This is a genomic window from Sinorhizobium mexicanum (assembly GCF_013488225.1).
GTDB lineage: Bacteria > Pseudomonadota > Alphaproteobacteria > Rhizobiales > Rhizobiaceae > Sinorhizobium > Sinorhizobium mexicanum.
Genome location: NZ_CP041240.1, coordinates 441,568 through 455,676, shown reverse-complemented (window position 1 = coordinate 455,676; position 14,109 = coordinate 441,568). Strand labels below are relative to the sequence as shown.

Sequence of the window (14,109 nt, the reverse complement as noted above, 5' to 3'; positions counted from 1 at the left end):
TCACCCGTCCTCCCTCAAACTTTGCCCGTGAGCTCTCAGAAGCGCCATCAAAACAGGCCCAACAGAAAACTCGCCGCGCCTTGTCTTTGAAGTCAGATCTCGCAGATATCCGCCAGCCGAGTTGATATGCTCTGCCCGTTCAAGAATGCAGGCAATCGTGACGGCGGCATTCTCCGCACCCATCACATCGCAGGCATCCTCGTAAGCCGAGGGGCTAACTCTGAGCATGGAACGGACCACCACAGCCGCTGACATTAGGTCTCGCCAGCCCGCGATGGTGCCCCCTGGAGCATAATCGGCAATTTGAGGGCAGGCCTTTAGCACCATTCCCAAAGGAAATCTCTTTATCGGCTCGCTCGTAACTTGGCTGACTTGGCTCGGCATCGCGTCCTGCTCATTTCGAGAGCTAGGTTCAAGTTCATGTATGGATTCGGTATGTGAATTCTGTATGTGACGCTCATTGTGAGCATCATTGGTGCTATCAATCTCTGCTTTTCGCTGCAAATCCAACGTGTTGAGAATTTCCTCCTGCAATACGTTCAGTTCATCAATCAGGCCGACGAGATCAGACAGACTTGGGCTGCGTGGTATACGGTGGATTAGCTGGACGTACATGGATTCAATTTTGTTCCAATCGCCGTCGGCGCCTTCTTCAACTGCCGCGGAGAGCAGCTTCCGGATGTCTCGACGGCATATCGTAAGGGTTTCCTTCGCCCTCCGGAGCGCTGCTCGGTCCGCAGCGACCTGCTGAGCCATCTGGGCTAGCTCCTCGGCGCGGTTGAGCAGTGGTGAGAGATCGAAGCCGAAGGCACGTTCGATCTCGCCCGACCTGTCCCTTCGAGCGTATCGCTTACCATTGGCGCTGTCCTTGCGAACAACGAGACCCGCCTCAACCAGAAGCGCTAGATGTCTGCGAAGCGTGGCGCCAGCAATGCCATGGGCGCGGAGTGTCAGCTGCGCATTGGACGGGAAGACTATGAGCTGCCCGTCGTGGCGAAGTTCATTGTCAGGATAAAAGGTCAACAAGGCGTCAAGTACCGCGAGGCTGCGGTCATGCAGTCCAAGCTCTTTCCGCGCTTCAGAAGCGTGCCGAAAGACCTTCCATTTGTCAGCCGATTTGCCGGGCTTGATCTCCGTTGCGGCAATTTGTTGCCGAACCAAGGCAAGCGTAATCGGCCGCCGCCCAAAGGGCGTCGTCACATTTCCACTTTGCATTTTCCTTCACCTTCGAAAGGCAAAAGAATTCCGACCGCCGAAAACGACGCCATACACTCTTGACTAGGATTCGTGGAAATGCGATTCTCGAGGTGCTAAATCAGAGAGAGGCTTCCACGACGGCAACGTTTGGGGGGCCTTTTTCTTTTGCTGCGTTTCCTTTCCTCAATAGGCTTTAAGATCCTGACAGCTGTCAGGGTTATTCGTGTTCTCGCTGACGGGCGAAGCGCTCAGCAAGTCCTGGTAGCTCCGCCTCAACGAATTTCAAAAACTCGATCCCAAGCGATCCGTCGGCCGAAATTCGAACCTCTTTCGGGAACATCACCAACGCGCCAAGCCTCGTACCATTTCCGTCCGAGATCGGAGTTGCTTCAACGGCCTTGTTGGCGGCTGGCTTGATGGCGTTCAGGACGCGCTGAAACCTCTGGTCGGAAGTTTCGGGAGCACTGCCCTTGCTGTCCAGCTCAGCCCGAATGGAATCGAGGGTACGCGGGTCGCCGGCAATTACCTTGGCAAAATCGAGCCAGCGAGGCCGGCCGATCTTTGGCGCCCGCCCGATCGCTTCGATGATATCCGCCGGAACGATGCGGTAGACGTTCCGCATACGCGCCAGTTCAGCGTCCTCAATAGAAAGCGCCGCGTAGATATGGCGGGGCTTAATCCCCGCATCATCCATCCGAGACGCGAACAGCGCGCGCTCGATCCAGGTTAGATCTTGACGGCTTGCATTCTCGATGCCTTGCGCGAGGACAAGATCGATGTCGGAAATCTCAACCTCAATGGCCCGAACGGGTCTGCCGAGTTGCTTGGCAGCAAGCCAGCGCCGGTGACCGTAGACGATCTGATGGCGACCAGGCGACGTGGGGTGTCTCCGGACCTGGACAGGGACCTTTTGCCCGTCGATCTCAATTGAACGCTTGAACGCCTCGAAGCTTGTCTCGTCATCGTCCGGCAGTCGGTCCGGGTAAGGGGAGGGGTCGATGAGAGAAGGATCCAGCTCGCGAACCGCACCTCCGCCAGACTCGACGAGAGCCTTCAACCGGTCCCGCTCTGACCGGATGTCGTCGATCGCGCGGTGCGCCGCGCCGATGACCCCAGCTCCGACGCGTTTGCCCGAGGGCGGAGCCGGGGGCGCAGGCTGCTGATCACTTGCTAGTTTGTTCTCCAGTTCTGCGGAAAGCAGTCCGAAGCTAGCGACAATTGACTTACGAGAGGATTTGCTCATGTCCGCCCCCAACTGTCGTTGATAAGGCGAGCGATCGCCTCGTTAACGGCGTCTACCGACTCGCGGGCACGCTTATGGGTATCGCGTCCGATCTGCCCCATCTCGAGCTCGTATATCGAACGTTTCCCAAGGCCAGCAGCCTCGACCGCAGTGCTCTCGATGGCAGTTGGCAATAAGACGTCGGTACCAAACAAGTGTCGAAGCATCGCGACGACTTGCGACTGCGGCGCGTCATTGGGGTCGTGCCGTGTGATCAAATACCGGATGAAGTCCTGGTCCAGCTGAGCGCCGCTCTCGTTCAGAACGCTAATCAGATCGCCCATCATCAGGAGGAACTGGCTCATCGACGCGACGTCAAGCATGGCTGGATGCACCGTTATGATCATGCTGGTCGCGGCATAAATTGCGCTCAAAGTCAGAAAGCCAAGCGACGGCGGAGTGTCCAGGATCACGACGTCATAGTCCGCCTCAACTTCGGAAAGGGCGAGCTTCAGTCGCTCGAAGAAGATTGCGCCGGAGCTCGACTTGTTAGCCAAAACGCGGGGAGTTTCGTGCTCATACTCCATCACCTCCAAGTTGCCCGGGATTAGGTCGACCCCTTCGAAATATGTCTTGCGGATGATATCCCGGATTGGACGACGTTCGGCTTCGTCATAGCGCAGTGCGGCATAAATCGTTTCATTCGACCCAACGTCGAGTTCTGGCTGCGCACCAAACATGGCGGACAAGGATGCTTGAGGATCCAAGTCCAGTGCAAGGACGCGATAGCCCTGAAGAGCCAGGTAGTGGGAAAGATGAATGCAGGTCGTCGTCTTCGCGCTGCCGCCCTTAAAGTTGGCTATCGCAAGGACCTGAAGATGCTCGCCGGCGCGACGGCGAGGGAGGAACCGCAAGGCGTCTGCAGGTTTTTGCTTCGCGAACAATTCACGCAATTCATTGATCTGGGCCAGAGTGTAGAGGCGATGGTTATTCTCCAACCGACTAGGGACCGGTCCGCGTCCTTCGGTGGACATGAGCTTCAGGGTGGAATCGGGTATCGAGGTCAGCTTCGACACTTCGTTGGTCGAAAATGAACGAAGCGTCTTTTCGGATCTTGGCGGATACATGCGAGTTCTGAGCTGCTGCAACTGCCCAGACAGAATCCCGGCATGGCGCATGATCTTGCTGCCAGCATCTTCCTGCGAGCCAGCAGCTGATTCCACTCGGTTTGCTATCGCCATTTTTCCCTCTTGGCGGCTCTCCGCCGGTTTTCCCGCGTTTGCCCGCCAAAGGTAGAGCACGATTCTCCCGAACCCGTCCAGAAGTTTAGGGTTATCAAAAGGTTAACGGCGCCGAAGATTTCTAGCGAACCAGCAAGCGGTTTTACGGCTTTTTGTCTTCCCGCTCTGAGGGTTAGCTCAACACTGCGAACTTCCTGATCTCGGATTGTTCTCCTGTGAATCCTACAATCGAACCTAGCACTGGGCACCGCACCAAAAGGTTCTTCGCGCAAGTTCGTGCCGACTCACCTCACGCAAAACTTGTCGAATTCTACAACTGCCCAGCGATTCTGATCCGTGCTCAACTCCGCGAAGAATTTCAACGATGGAGAAAAGCATGCAGGTGATCGCGATTTCTGCACGCCCGGATTTTCGGGAGAAGCAACTGCTCGCACAGCATCACAGGCTCCGAGCGCGAGTCTTTTCTGATCGGCTAGGCTGGGATGTCAGCGTTCGCGACGGCCAGGAATATGACGCCTTTGATGGCCTTCAGCCGACCTACATCCTCGCCGTTTCGGAGAGCGGCCAATTGGCAGGATGCGCCAGGCTTCTGCCAGCCCTGGGGCCGACCATGGTGACGGATGTTTTTCCCTCGCTTCTCCCGGGCGACGGGCTCAACGCTCATCCTTTCATGATCGAGAGCTCCCGCTTTTGCGTCGACACGACCCTCGCGGAGGGAAGGGGAGCCGGCTCGGTCCATGAAGCAACCCTGACCATGTTCGCGGGCATCACCGAATGGTGCATGGCGAATGGCTACACCGAGATTGTCACGGTAACCGATCTACGATTCGAGCGGATCCTTGCGCGCGTTGGATGGTCGCTGCAGCGTTTGGAAGAACCTAGAAAGATAGGCGTGACGATGGCTGTAGCGGGCATATTGCGCGCCGATGCGAGCATATTTCAGAAGCTGCGTCCTTCCAATTACCGTTCTGAACTCACCCCTCTCGGCCAGGCAGCGTAGGGAGAAATCCGTGAGCCAGCTCCTCTCTCACCCCAGACTTGTTCGCAAACTTCAGGAGGCGCTCGGCGATCAGCTCTGTGTGGCACTGGATGACGCGAATGTCATCGAGATCATGCTCAATCCGGACGGGAAACTGTTCATTGAACGGCTCGGTCATGGCGTTGCGCCGGCCGGCGAAATGTCTTGCGCGGCCGCAGAAATGGTGATCGGAACGGTTGCCCATGCGTTGCAGTCCGAGGTCGACACAGAACGGCCGATCATTTCCGGCGAGCTGCCGATCGGCGGCCACCGGTTTGAAGGTCTCTTGCCTCCTGTCGTTGGCAAACCGGCATTCACCATTCGCCGCCGTGCATCGCGGTTGATACCGCTCGGCGAGTATGTGCACTGCGGAGTTATGACGGAGTATCAGGCGTCGACGATCCGCAGCGCAATCTCATCGCGCCTGAACATTATAATTTCCGGCGGGACTGGTTCGGGCAAAACGACGCTTGCGAACGCACTGATCGGCGAGATCGTCAGGTCCGCGCCCGAAGACCGTCTCGTCATCCTCGAAGATACGGCGGAAATCCAATGCGCGGCCGACAACGCTGTCGTTCTGCGCACTAGCGATACTGTAGACATGGCGCGGCTCTTGAAGAGCACGATGCGGCTTCGTCCCGACAGGATCGTCGTCGGCGAGGTTCGTGACGGCGCTGCGCTGACATTGCTCAAGGCGTGGAATACCGGCCATCCTGGAGGCGTGGCGACCATTCACTCGAACACCGCCATGTCGGCGCTTCGACGCCTCGAGCAACTAACTGCAGAGGCAAGCCAGCAGCCGATGCAAGAGGTCATCGGCGAAGCGGTCGACCTAATCGTATCCATCGAACGAACGCCGCGCGGACGATGCGTTCGCGACGTCATCCAGGTCGAGCGATTCGCGGGCGGCCAATACGACATTGAGTCCGACCAACTAACCGAGGAGCAGGAGGCACGTCGTGTCGCGTAAAGCCACAGTCACAGTTGTCGCACTCCTTGCCGCCCCCATCGTGCTCGCGTCGTTTGCTCCCGCACTCGCCAGCTCAGGAGGCGGAGGTCTGCCCTGGGAAGGGCCGCTGCAACAAATTCAAGAATCGATCACCGGTCCCGTGGCGGGCGCCATTGCGCTTGCGGCGATGGCGATTGCCGGGGGCATGCTTATCTTCGGCGGAGAGCTCAACGATTTTGCGCGACGGCTCGTCTATGTCGTCCTCGTCACCGGCATCCTGCTCGGTGCGACCCAAATCGTCGCCCTCTTCGGGGCGACCGGCGCGTCGATCGGCCTAAGGGACGAGCAGACACACTCAATCGTGTCCAACGGAGAAGGGGAGGGGGCTTATGTCTGAGTCCTTGTCCGGCCTGGAGCGACATCGCATTCATCGCGCTTTGTCCCGCCCAAACCTTCTGATGGGTGCGGATCGGGAGCTGGTGCTGCTCACCGGGCTTGCCGCCGTCATCCTGATCTTCGTCGTCCTGATGATCTATTCGGCGCTCTTCGGTATCGCCGTCTGGATTATCATCATAGGGTTGCTTCGGATGATGGCGAAGTCCGACCCGCTGATGCGGCAGGTCTATATCAGGCACATTTCCTATAAGCCGTACTACAAGGCGACCAGTTCGCCTTGGCGGCGGTATTGAGGAGGCGGTCGTGGTAGCTTTGCGACGCTTTCGAGCCACAGGCGCGTCCTTCGCCGATCTCGTCCCTTACGCCGGTCTTGTCGGCAATGGGTTACTGCTCTTGAAGGACGGAAGCCTCATGGCAGGCTGGTACTTCGCCGGCCCGGACTCCGAAAGTGCGACCGCCCTCGAACGCAACGAGCTGTCGCGGCAGATCAATGCGATCCTGTCGCGGCTTGGGAGCGGCTGGATGATCCAGGTCGAGGCCATCCGTATTCCGACAATCGATTATCCCTCCGAGGATCGATGCCATTTCCCCGATCCAGTCACACGTGCGATCGACGCCGAGCGGCGCGCGCATTTTGAACGCGAGCAGGGGCATTTCGAGAGCAAGCACGCGCTGATTCTCACCTACCGGCCGCTCGAGTCCAAGAGGACAGCGCTCAGCAAGTACATCTATTCGGACGAGGAAAGCCGGAAGAAATCCTATGCCGACACTGTCCTGTTCATGTTCAAAAACGCTGTCCGTGAGATCGAGCAGTATTTGGCGAACTCGCTCTCGATCCGTCGCATGGAAACGCACGAGGTCAGCGAAAGGGAAGGGACACGAGTTGCCAGGTACGACGAGCTGCTGCAGTTCGTTCGCTTCTGCATCACCGGGCACAGCCATCCGATCCGGCTTCCGGATGTCCCCATGTATCTCGACTGGATCGCGACCGCCGAGTTCGAACATGGCCTGACGCCGAAAATCGAGAACCGCTTTCTCGGCGTCGTCGCCATCGACGGTCTGCCAGCCGAAAGCTGGCCTGGGATCCTCAACAGCCTCGACCTGATGCCGCTCACCTATCGGTGGTCTTCGAGATTCATATTTCTCGATGCCGAAGAGGCGCGCCATAAGCTCGAACGCACGCGCAAGAAGTGGCTACAGAAGGTCCGGCCGTTCTTCGACCAGCTGTTTCAGACGCAAAGCCGGTCGATCGATCAGGACGCCATGACCATGGTGACTGAGACCGAGGACGCAATTGCACAGGCCTCGTCGCAATTGGTCGCCTACGGCTACTATACTCCGGTCATTGTCCTCTTCGATAACGATCGCGAGGCGCTCCAGGAAAAGGCGGAGGCAATCCGCCGGCTGATCCAGGCGGAAGGCTTTGGCGCTCGGATCGAAACGCTCAACGCCACCGACGCTTTTCTTGGCAGCCTGCCCGGCAATTGGTATTCCAATATCCGCGAGCCGCTGATCAACACAAGCAATCTTGCAGACCTTATTCCTCTCAATGCCGTCTGGTCGGGAAGACCGGCCGCGCCGTGCCCGTTCTATCCGCCGAATTCGCCGCCGCTCATGCAGGTGGCGAGCGGCTCGACGCCTTATCGTCTCAACCTGCATGTCGACGACGTCGGACATACCCTCGTTTTCGGTCCGACGGGCTCTGGCAAGTCGACTCTTTTGGCGTTGATCGCCGCGCAGTTTCGGCGCTACGAAAACGCCCAGATCTTCGCCTTCGACAAAGGCAACTCGCTGCTCCCGTTGACGCTGGCTGGCGGCGGCGACCACTACGAGATTGGCGGAGACAATGAAGGGGAGGGGAGGGCGCTTGCTTTCTGCCCGCTCTCCGCACTCGGAAATGACGCTGACCGGGCCTGGGCGACGGAATGGATCGAGATGCTGGTCGCGCTGCAAGGTGTTATCATCACGCCCGATCATCGCAACGCCATTTCCCGACAGGTCGGGCTGATGGCAAACGCTCCAGGCCGATCGCTCTCGGACTTCGTGTCTGGTGTCCAGATGCGCGAGATCAAGGACGCGCTGCACCATTACACAGTCGACGGACCGATGGGCCAGTTGCTCGATGCAGAGCAGGATGGCCTTTCGCTCGGAGCCTTGCAAACCTTCGAGATCGAGCATCTCATGAACATGGGTGAGCGCAATCTCGTGCCTGTGCTGGCCTATCTGTTCCGCCGCATCGAAAGGCGCCTCGACGGGTCGCCAAGCCTGATTGTGCTGGATGAAGCCTGGCTGATGCTGGGTCACCCCGTTTTTCGGGCCAAGATCCGCGAATGGCTGAAAGTGCTGCGCAAGGCGAACTGCGCTCTCGTTCTGGCAACACAATCGATCTCGGACGCGGAGCGCTCCGGGATCATCGACGTGCTGAAGGAATCCTGCCCAACGAAAATCTGCCTTCCAAACGGCGCTGCGCGAGAGCCGGGAACGCGGGAATTCTATGAGCGCATCGGCCTCAACGAGCGCCAGATCGACCTTGTCGCGCGCGCGACCCCCAAACGCGAATATTACGCCGCAACACCGGAGGGCCGGCGCCTGTTCGACATGGCGCTGGGCCCCGTCGCGCTGAGCTTTGTCGGGGCCTCCGGCAAGGACGACCTGAAGCGCATTCGGGCGCTCAAATCCGAACATGGCTGCGACTGGCCGATCCACTGGCTGAACACGAGAGGAGTTCATGATGCCGCATCGCTGCTCAATTTCGAATAGATGGCTCACCGGCCTGACGGTCGTCGCCATTGGGATCGCTACAGTAGCGCCGGCGAAGGCTGGCACCGCCACCGGCGCGGCAACTGAATGGACGCAGGTTCTCAATAACGGCGAACTGGTGTCGCTCGTCGGTAAATCCGGCGAGCAAATCCAAAACCAGTTGACGCAGATCAGCCAGCTTACGCAGCAGATCGAAACGCAGCTGAACATCTACGAAAACCTGCTGCAGAACACGGCCACACTGCCGACCCACATGTGGGGGCAGATCGAGAGTGATCTCAACCAACTCCGCGACATCGTAGACCAGGGTCGGAGCATCTCGTTTTCGATGGCCAATGCCGACGACGTGCTTCAACAGCGGTTTCAGAGCTATGCCGACCTCAAGACCGATCTGCCGAATGCAGCGAGCTTCTCGTCCGCGTATCAAACCTGGTCGGACACTAACCGCGACACGATCGCCGGCACGCTGAAGACGGCAAGCCTCACGGCCGATCAGTTCGACAGCGAGGAAAACACGATGTGGTCGCTGCGATCGATGTCCGAGACAGCGGACGGCCAGATGAAGGCCTTGCAGGTCGGACATCAGATTGCCGCCCAGCAAGTCGCGCAGATGCAGAAATTGCGCGGCCTCGTTTCACAGCAGATGACCATGATGGGGACCTGGCTTCAGACCGAGCAGACAGACAAGGACCTCGCGCAGGCGCGCCGGGAAAAGTTCTTCGGCGCGACGGCTCCTTCCACGTCCGGTGGCGAAAGGATGAAAGTCGAGTGGTGAACCCTATGAGGCCAAACGAACTTCCTCCGCTCCGAATGGCACTGATTGTTACTGCTTTCGCGGCATTCGCGGCGCAGCCCGCACTTGCCCAAGAGGGCTCCGTGCTGACCTCGCTTCAGAACCAGATCACGACCGCTGCCAAAGGATGGGAAGCCACCGTCATGGATGCAGCGAAATCGTTGTTCTGGGTTCTTGCTACAATCGAGATCGGCATCGCCGGCGTCTGGCTTGCCGTCCAGGCAGCTTCTCTCGACAGCTGGTTTGCAGAATTGGTCAGGCGGATCATGTTCGTTGGCTTCTTTGCCTTCGTACTGACCCAAGGCCCGACCTTTGCCAAGGCAGTCGTCGACAGCCTCTTCCAGATTGGCGCCGGAGGTGGGGCAGCGTCGCCTGGCGATGTCTTCAACGCGGGCCTCGCTGTGGCAACCAAAATGTCGGAAAAGATCCAGTTTGGCCTCTTCGAGGACAACGCGCTCGCGATCTCGGCCGCGTTCGCAATGGTGGTCGTGGTCATCTCCTTCTCACTCGTCGCAGCGATTTTCGTGAGCGTGATGGTCGAGATGTATATCGGTCTGCTTGCTGGGATGATCATGCTCGGGCTTGGCGGTTCGTCCTACACCAAGGACTTCGCCATCCGCTATCTAGTCTACGCGTTCTCGGTCGGAATGAAACTCATGGCGCTTGTCATGATCTCGCGGATCGGATCGGAGGTCCTGATCGGACTCGCGAACCAACCTGACATCGGCGACCAGTTTCAGACCGCCCTTGCGATCGCTGGCATTGCCGTCGTCGTATTCATCATCGCGGTCTACGTGCCGAACATAATGCAGGGTGTGGTGCAAGGCGCGTCGGTCTCCGGAGGAGTGGAAGCAATCCGCCATGGTGGTCAAGCAGCATCCTTTGCCGCTGGCGCCGGGTTCCTCGCAGCGACTGCCGCTGGGGTGGGGTTCGCGGCGGTTCAAGCCTCCCGGGCCGCCGGTGCCTCGGTCATCGGATCCGTATTCAGCGGCTTCGGCGCCGGCCTCGGCTCAGCCGGCAAGGCTGCCGGATCTGCGGCGAAGGAGAAGGCCATCGGCTCACCCGGCGCCTATGCCGGCTCGCTCCTCGGGCTCGCGAACGCCAAGCTTGAGGAGAGCCGCAGCGGGCACAGCGCTCCAAAGCGACCTCCCGAACGCAACGACTAACACCATAGGGAAAGGCATGGACCGATGGCAGCGAACAGCGCTCCCGAGAATCCGTATCTAGCCGCCCGCCAGGAATGGTCGGAGCGATACGGCTCCTACGTCAAAGCCGCGGCAGCCTGGCGTCTTGTCGGGGTGCTCAGCCTGTTCATGGCCGTAATTGGCTTCAGTTACGCGATGTATCTCAGCACGCAGGTCAAGCTCGTACCCTACATCATCGAGGTCGACAAACTCGGAACGTCGGTGACAGCCGGATTCCCGGAACAGATCGAGTATGCCGACGCCCGCGTCGTGCGCTCCACACTCGGAAACTTCGTAAGTAGCTTCCGCTCGATCACGCCGGACGCCGTGGTGCAAAAGCAGTACATCGACCGGACCTACGCGCTGCTACGCGCGTCTGACCCGTCCACTGAGAAGATCAACGCCTGGTTCCGCGGCAACTCGCCGTTCGAGAAGGCGAAAACCTCGACGGTCGCCACAGAGGTCAACAATATCGTGGCGCTCTCCAACCAGACCTATCAGATCGACTGGACCGAATACGAGCGCGACCGCAAGGGCAAGGAAACCGGCACGCGCCGATTTCGGGGCATCGCGACGGTCACGCTGACGGCGCCGCAGGACGAGGCGACGATCCGCCTCAATCCGATAGGTCTTTATGTCCGAGATTTCGACTGGACGGCACAGCTTTAAGAGCAAGGGTTTTTCATGCACAGAACAGGATTGATCGCGGCCGCTGCCTGCATGGCCGGACTCGCCTTTGTGAGCATCGCTCACGCGCAAAGCATGACGACGAATGAGGTGAGGGGAACGAACATTTCCCGCAAATGGCGGGGCACGTCGGGCGTCGTCACCACCGGCCCTGATGGAAAGATCATATTCCTCTTCGGGGAAACCCAGCCCTCCGTCGTCTGCTCACCGCTGCAGGTCTGCGATATCGAATTGCAAGGCGGCGAGATCGTTCGCGACGTCCTCGTGGGCGATACGGTTCGCTGGAAGGTGGAGCCTGCGACCTCGGGCGCCACCGGCGGACAGGCAATCCACCTGATCGTGAAACCCTCCGAATCCGGTCTTGTCACCTCGATGGTCGTCACGACCTCACGGCGAACCTACCACATCCAGCTCAAGTCTCATCCGAGCCAGTACATGGCCCGCATCGGTTTCGAATATCCCGAGGATGCCTCGACCAAGCTCGCTGACATCAACGCCCGTCTGGACATCGGCGGTATTCCCGGCACAACGCCCGACAAGCTGAACTTCTCTTATTCGGTGAGCGGCAGTGCGCCATGGCGGCCGAAACGAGTCTATTCGGATGGCGTCAAGACCTACATCCAGTTCCCGAAGTCGCTTTCCGGCCAGGATGCGCCGGTCCTTTTTGTCGTCTCCGGCGGGCAGAACCGCATCGTCAACTATCGGATGAAGAACGACATGATGATCGTCGACTATGCGGTCGACAAGGCGATCCTCGTTTCCGGCGTCGGCTGGCGCCAGCAAAAAGTGACCATTCGGCGAGGAGGATGACCATGCGCACGCTGCTAATGGCCTTCATCGGTGCCACGCTTCTTTCCGGCTGCCAGACGGCCAGTGACGCACTGACGACCGACACCACGCCGCCCGTTGTTTCTGGACCAGCCGCGAGCGCCATCGCCGCGGACATGGCGAGCCGGCTTGCCGAACAAATCGGCCCTGCCGGAACGACAACGATCAAGATGGAGAACGACAATTCAGAGTTTGCGACCGCGCTCGAGGCTGCCCTGAAGGGTTGGGGCTACACGGTCATTACGGGCGGAAAGGCCAGAAAGGACAGCAAGCCGGTGGAGCTTGCCTACGCGATGGACGGCATCGACGGGCAGGTTCTCGCTCGCCTGACAACTCCTTCCATCGCAATCGGCCGCGCGTATACGCTGACTGGGTCCGGTGCCACACCGGCAAGCCCGCTTTCGATCATGCAGCGCGATTAGGAAGAGGGACCATGGTGCAATCGCTCCAGCTCGGCGCGTCGCGCCCAGCCGACGATCAGAACGGCATGCGCCGCCTCAATCGCCTGCCGATCATGCTCGCGATCGTCCTCATCGTACTGGTCTGCGGGATCGTCGTGATCGGCCTGTCATGGCGAGGGCTTTCATTCGACCGTGGCAACGATATCGACAGCGCTTCGAGCACGCCGGCGACGAACTTCGGCGACCAGCTCAAACGCGGCGTGACCGACGGCATCATCGGCGAGCCGGTTGATCGCGAGGCGTTTCAGCCGACGCCTGTCATCGAGCAGAAGGTCGAGAAGGAAGACCTCGTCGTCGAGCGCCGGGCAGTCGAGCGCCAAGACCGTCGGCCGCGTGTGGAGTCCGAGGAGGAATGGAGGGCACGTCTGAAACGAGAGGAGGATGAGCAATATATCCGTGAAGGGCAGCGACAGCGAATGGCTCGCCTCCAGGCGCGCGCAACCGCGCTCGACTCGCCGCTGAAGGTGGATATCTCCGATGCTGAGAAGGTTCCAGCAAACACCAACGGCTCCACCCGCCGGAACACAGGCATGGCCTCGAACAGTGCATCCGATCTTTACGCCGCTGCCATGAATTCAGGGTTGATGGGACAGAATGTCGATCCAAACGCCCAGACCGCGAAGGAGGGCTTCTTCAACCAGGATATCGAGGACCTCGGCTATCTGCCGAACCAGGTCGTACCGCAAATGTCACCCTATGAGCTGAAGCGAGGCTCAGTCATTCCGGCAACCCTCACCACCGGCCTCAATTCCGACCTACCGGGGCGCATTAGCGCACAGGTCAGCCAAAACGTCTATGACAGCGCCACGGGGCATCGCCTGCTCATCCCGCAGGGTGCCAAGCTCTTCGGCCGCTACGATTCGAAGATCTCATTCGGCCAAGAGCGGGTTCTCGTCATCTGGACCGATCTCATCTTTCCGAACGGATCGACACTGCAGATCGGCGGCATGGCTGGCATCGACGCTGAAGGCTACGGCGGGCTCAAGGACAAGGTGGATCGCCACCTCTGGCGGACATTCGGTTCGGCCGCATTGATCGCGCTTATCGGGACCGGAATCGATGTGTCCATGCCGGAAAGCTCGACGCTTGCGACGCAGGATACGGCGTCGGACGCGGCAAGGCGGAGTTTCGCGGAGAGTTTCGGCCGTGTGGCAGAAGAGACTATCTCGAAAAACGTGAACGTCCAGCCGACGATCCGCATCCGGCCAGGCTACAAATTCAACGTTCTCGTCGATCAAGATATCATTTTTCCCGCATCGTTTCCGTCGCGCTAAGCAGTTCCTGCGCCTGCTCCCCCCGGGACGGCGTGTTGATTCAATCTGTAAGCCAACGACTCAGTCATGCCTTGGTATATTCTTTCATTGAAGAGTCTC

General features: G+C 59.3%; 14 protein-coding genes. 11 read left to right on the top strand and 3 right to left on the bottom strand.

The window, feature by feature from the left end; genetic code table 11:
• From repC to repA, 3 genes are all read right to left on the bottom strand, one after another.
• Positions 1 to 1,215 (bottom strand): plasmid replication protein RepC, encoded by a 1,215-nt coding sequence (repC, locus tag FKV68_RS24190; protein ID WP_180942133.1) that lies wholly within the window; start codon positions 1,213 to 1,215, stop codon positions 1 to 3.
• Positions 1,216 to 1,414: 199 nt separating this feature from the next.
• Positions 1,415 to 2,440, bottom strand: a complete 1,026-nt coding sequence (gene repB, locus FKV68_RS24185) for a plasmid partitioning protein RepB (protein WP_180942132.1) — start codon at positions 2,438 to 2,440, stop codon at positions 1,415 to 1,417.
• The gene (repA, locus tag FKV68_RS24180) at positions 2,437 to 3,660 is read right to left on the bottom strand and encodes a plasmid partitioning protein RepA (RefSeq protein ID WP_180942131.1); all 1,224 of its coding nucleotides are present in this window, start codon (positions 3,658 to 3,660) and stop codon (positions 2,437 to 2,439) included. The genes repB and repA overlap by 4 nt, the downstream gene beginning before the upstream one ends.
• A gap of 376 nt (positions 3,661 to 4,036) precedes the next feature.
• Between repA and traI the strand changes: the two genes are divergently transcribed.
• From traI to trbI, 11 genes are read left to right on the top strand one after another with little or no spacing between them, the layout of a single operon-like run.
• The gene (gene traI / locus FKV68_RS24175) at positions 4,037 to 4,660 is read left to right on the top strand and encodes an acyl-homoserine-lactone synthase (RefSeq protein WP_180942130.1); all 624 of its coding nucleotides are present in this window, start codon (positions 4,037 to 4,039) and stop codon (positions 4,658 to 4,660) included.
• A 10-nt stretch (positions 4,661 to 4,670) separates the two neighbouring features.
• Positions 4,671 to 5,648, top strand: a complete 978-nt coding sequence (trbB, locus tag FKV68_RS24170) for a P-type conjugative transfer ATPase TrbB (RefSeq protein WP_180942129.1) — start codon at positions 4,671 to 4,673, stop codon at positions 5,646 to 5,648.
• Positions 5,638 to 6,024: a TrbC/VirB2 family protein gene (locus tag FKV68_RS24165; protein WP_180942128.1), complete on the top strand. Its 387-nt coding sequence runs from the start codon at positions 5,638 to 5,640 to the stop codon at positions 6,022 to 6,024. The genes trbB and FKV68_RS24165 overlap by 11 nt, the downstream gene beginning before the upstream one ends.
• Complete coding sequence (locus FKV68_RS24160) at positions 6,017 to 6,316, top strand: conjugal transfer protein TrbD (RefSeq protein ID WP_180942127.1); 300 nt, start codon at positions 6,017 to 6,019, stop codon at positions 6,314 to 6,316. The genes FKV68_RS24165 and FKV68_RS24160 overlap by 8 nt, the downstream gene beginning before the upstream one ends.
• 10 nt (positions 6,317 to 6,326) lie before the next feature.
• Complete coding sequence (locus tag FKV68_RS24155; protein WP_180942126.1) at positions 6,327 to 8,783, top strand: conjugal transfer protein TrbE; 2,457 nt, start codon at positions 6,327 to 6,329, stop codon at positions 8,781 to 8,783.
• A complete protein-coding gene (gene trbJ / locus FKV68_RS24150; protein ID WP_180942125.1) occupies positions 8,755 to 9,558 on the top strand; it encodes a P-type conjugative transfer protein TrbJ in 804 nt (267 codons plus the stop codon). Before FKV68_RS24155 ends, trbJ begins: the two co-directional genes overlap by 29 nt.
• A gap of 35 nt (positions 9,559 to 9,593) precedes the next feature.
• Positions 9,594 to 10,742 carry a P-type conjugative transfer protein TrbL gene (gene trbL / locus FKV68_RS24145; RefSeq protein ID WP_180942124.1) on the top strand — a complete coding sequence of 383 codons (1,149 nt, stop codon included), beginning with the start codon at positions 9,594 to 9,596 and terminating at the stop codon, positions 10,740 to 10,742.
• Positions 10,743 to 10,766: 24 nt separating this feature from the next.
• A complete protein-coding gene (locus FKV68_RS24140; RefSeq protein WP_180942123.1) occupies positions 10,767 to 11,429 on the top strand; it encodes a conjugal transfer protein TrbF in 663 nt (220 codons plus the stop codon).
• 15 nt (positions 11,430 to 11,444) lie between these two features.
• On the top strand, positions 11,445 to 12,257 hold the full coding sequence (gene trbG / locus FKV68_RS24135) for a P-type conjugative transfer protein TrbG (RefSeq protein ID WP_180942122.1): 813 nt from the start codon (positions 11,445 to 11,447) through the stop codon (positions 12,255 to 12,257).
• 2 nt (positions 12,258 to 12,259) lie between these two features.
• Positions 12,260 to 12,697, top strand: coding sequence for a conjugal transfer protein TrbH (trbH, locus tag FKV68_RS24130; protein ID WP_180942121.1), 438 nt, complete (start codon positions 12,260 to 12,262; stop codon positions 12,695 to 12,697).
• 11 nt (positions 12,698 to 12,708) lie between these two features.
• On the top strand, positions 12,709 to 14,010 hold the full coding sequence (trbI, locus tag FKV68_RS24125) for an IncP-type conjugal transfer protein TrbI (RefSeq protein WP_180942120.1): 1,302 nt from the start codon (positions 12,709 to 12,711) through the stop codon (positions 14,008 to 14,010).
• The last annotated feature ends 99 nt before the right edge of the window (positions 14,011 to 14,109 follow it).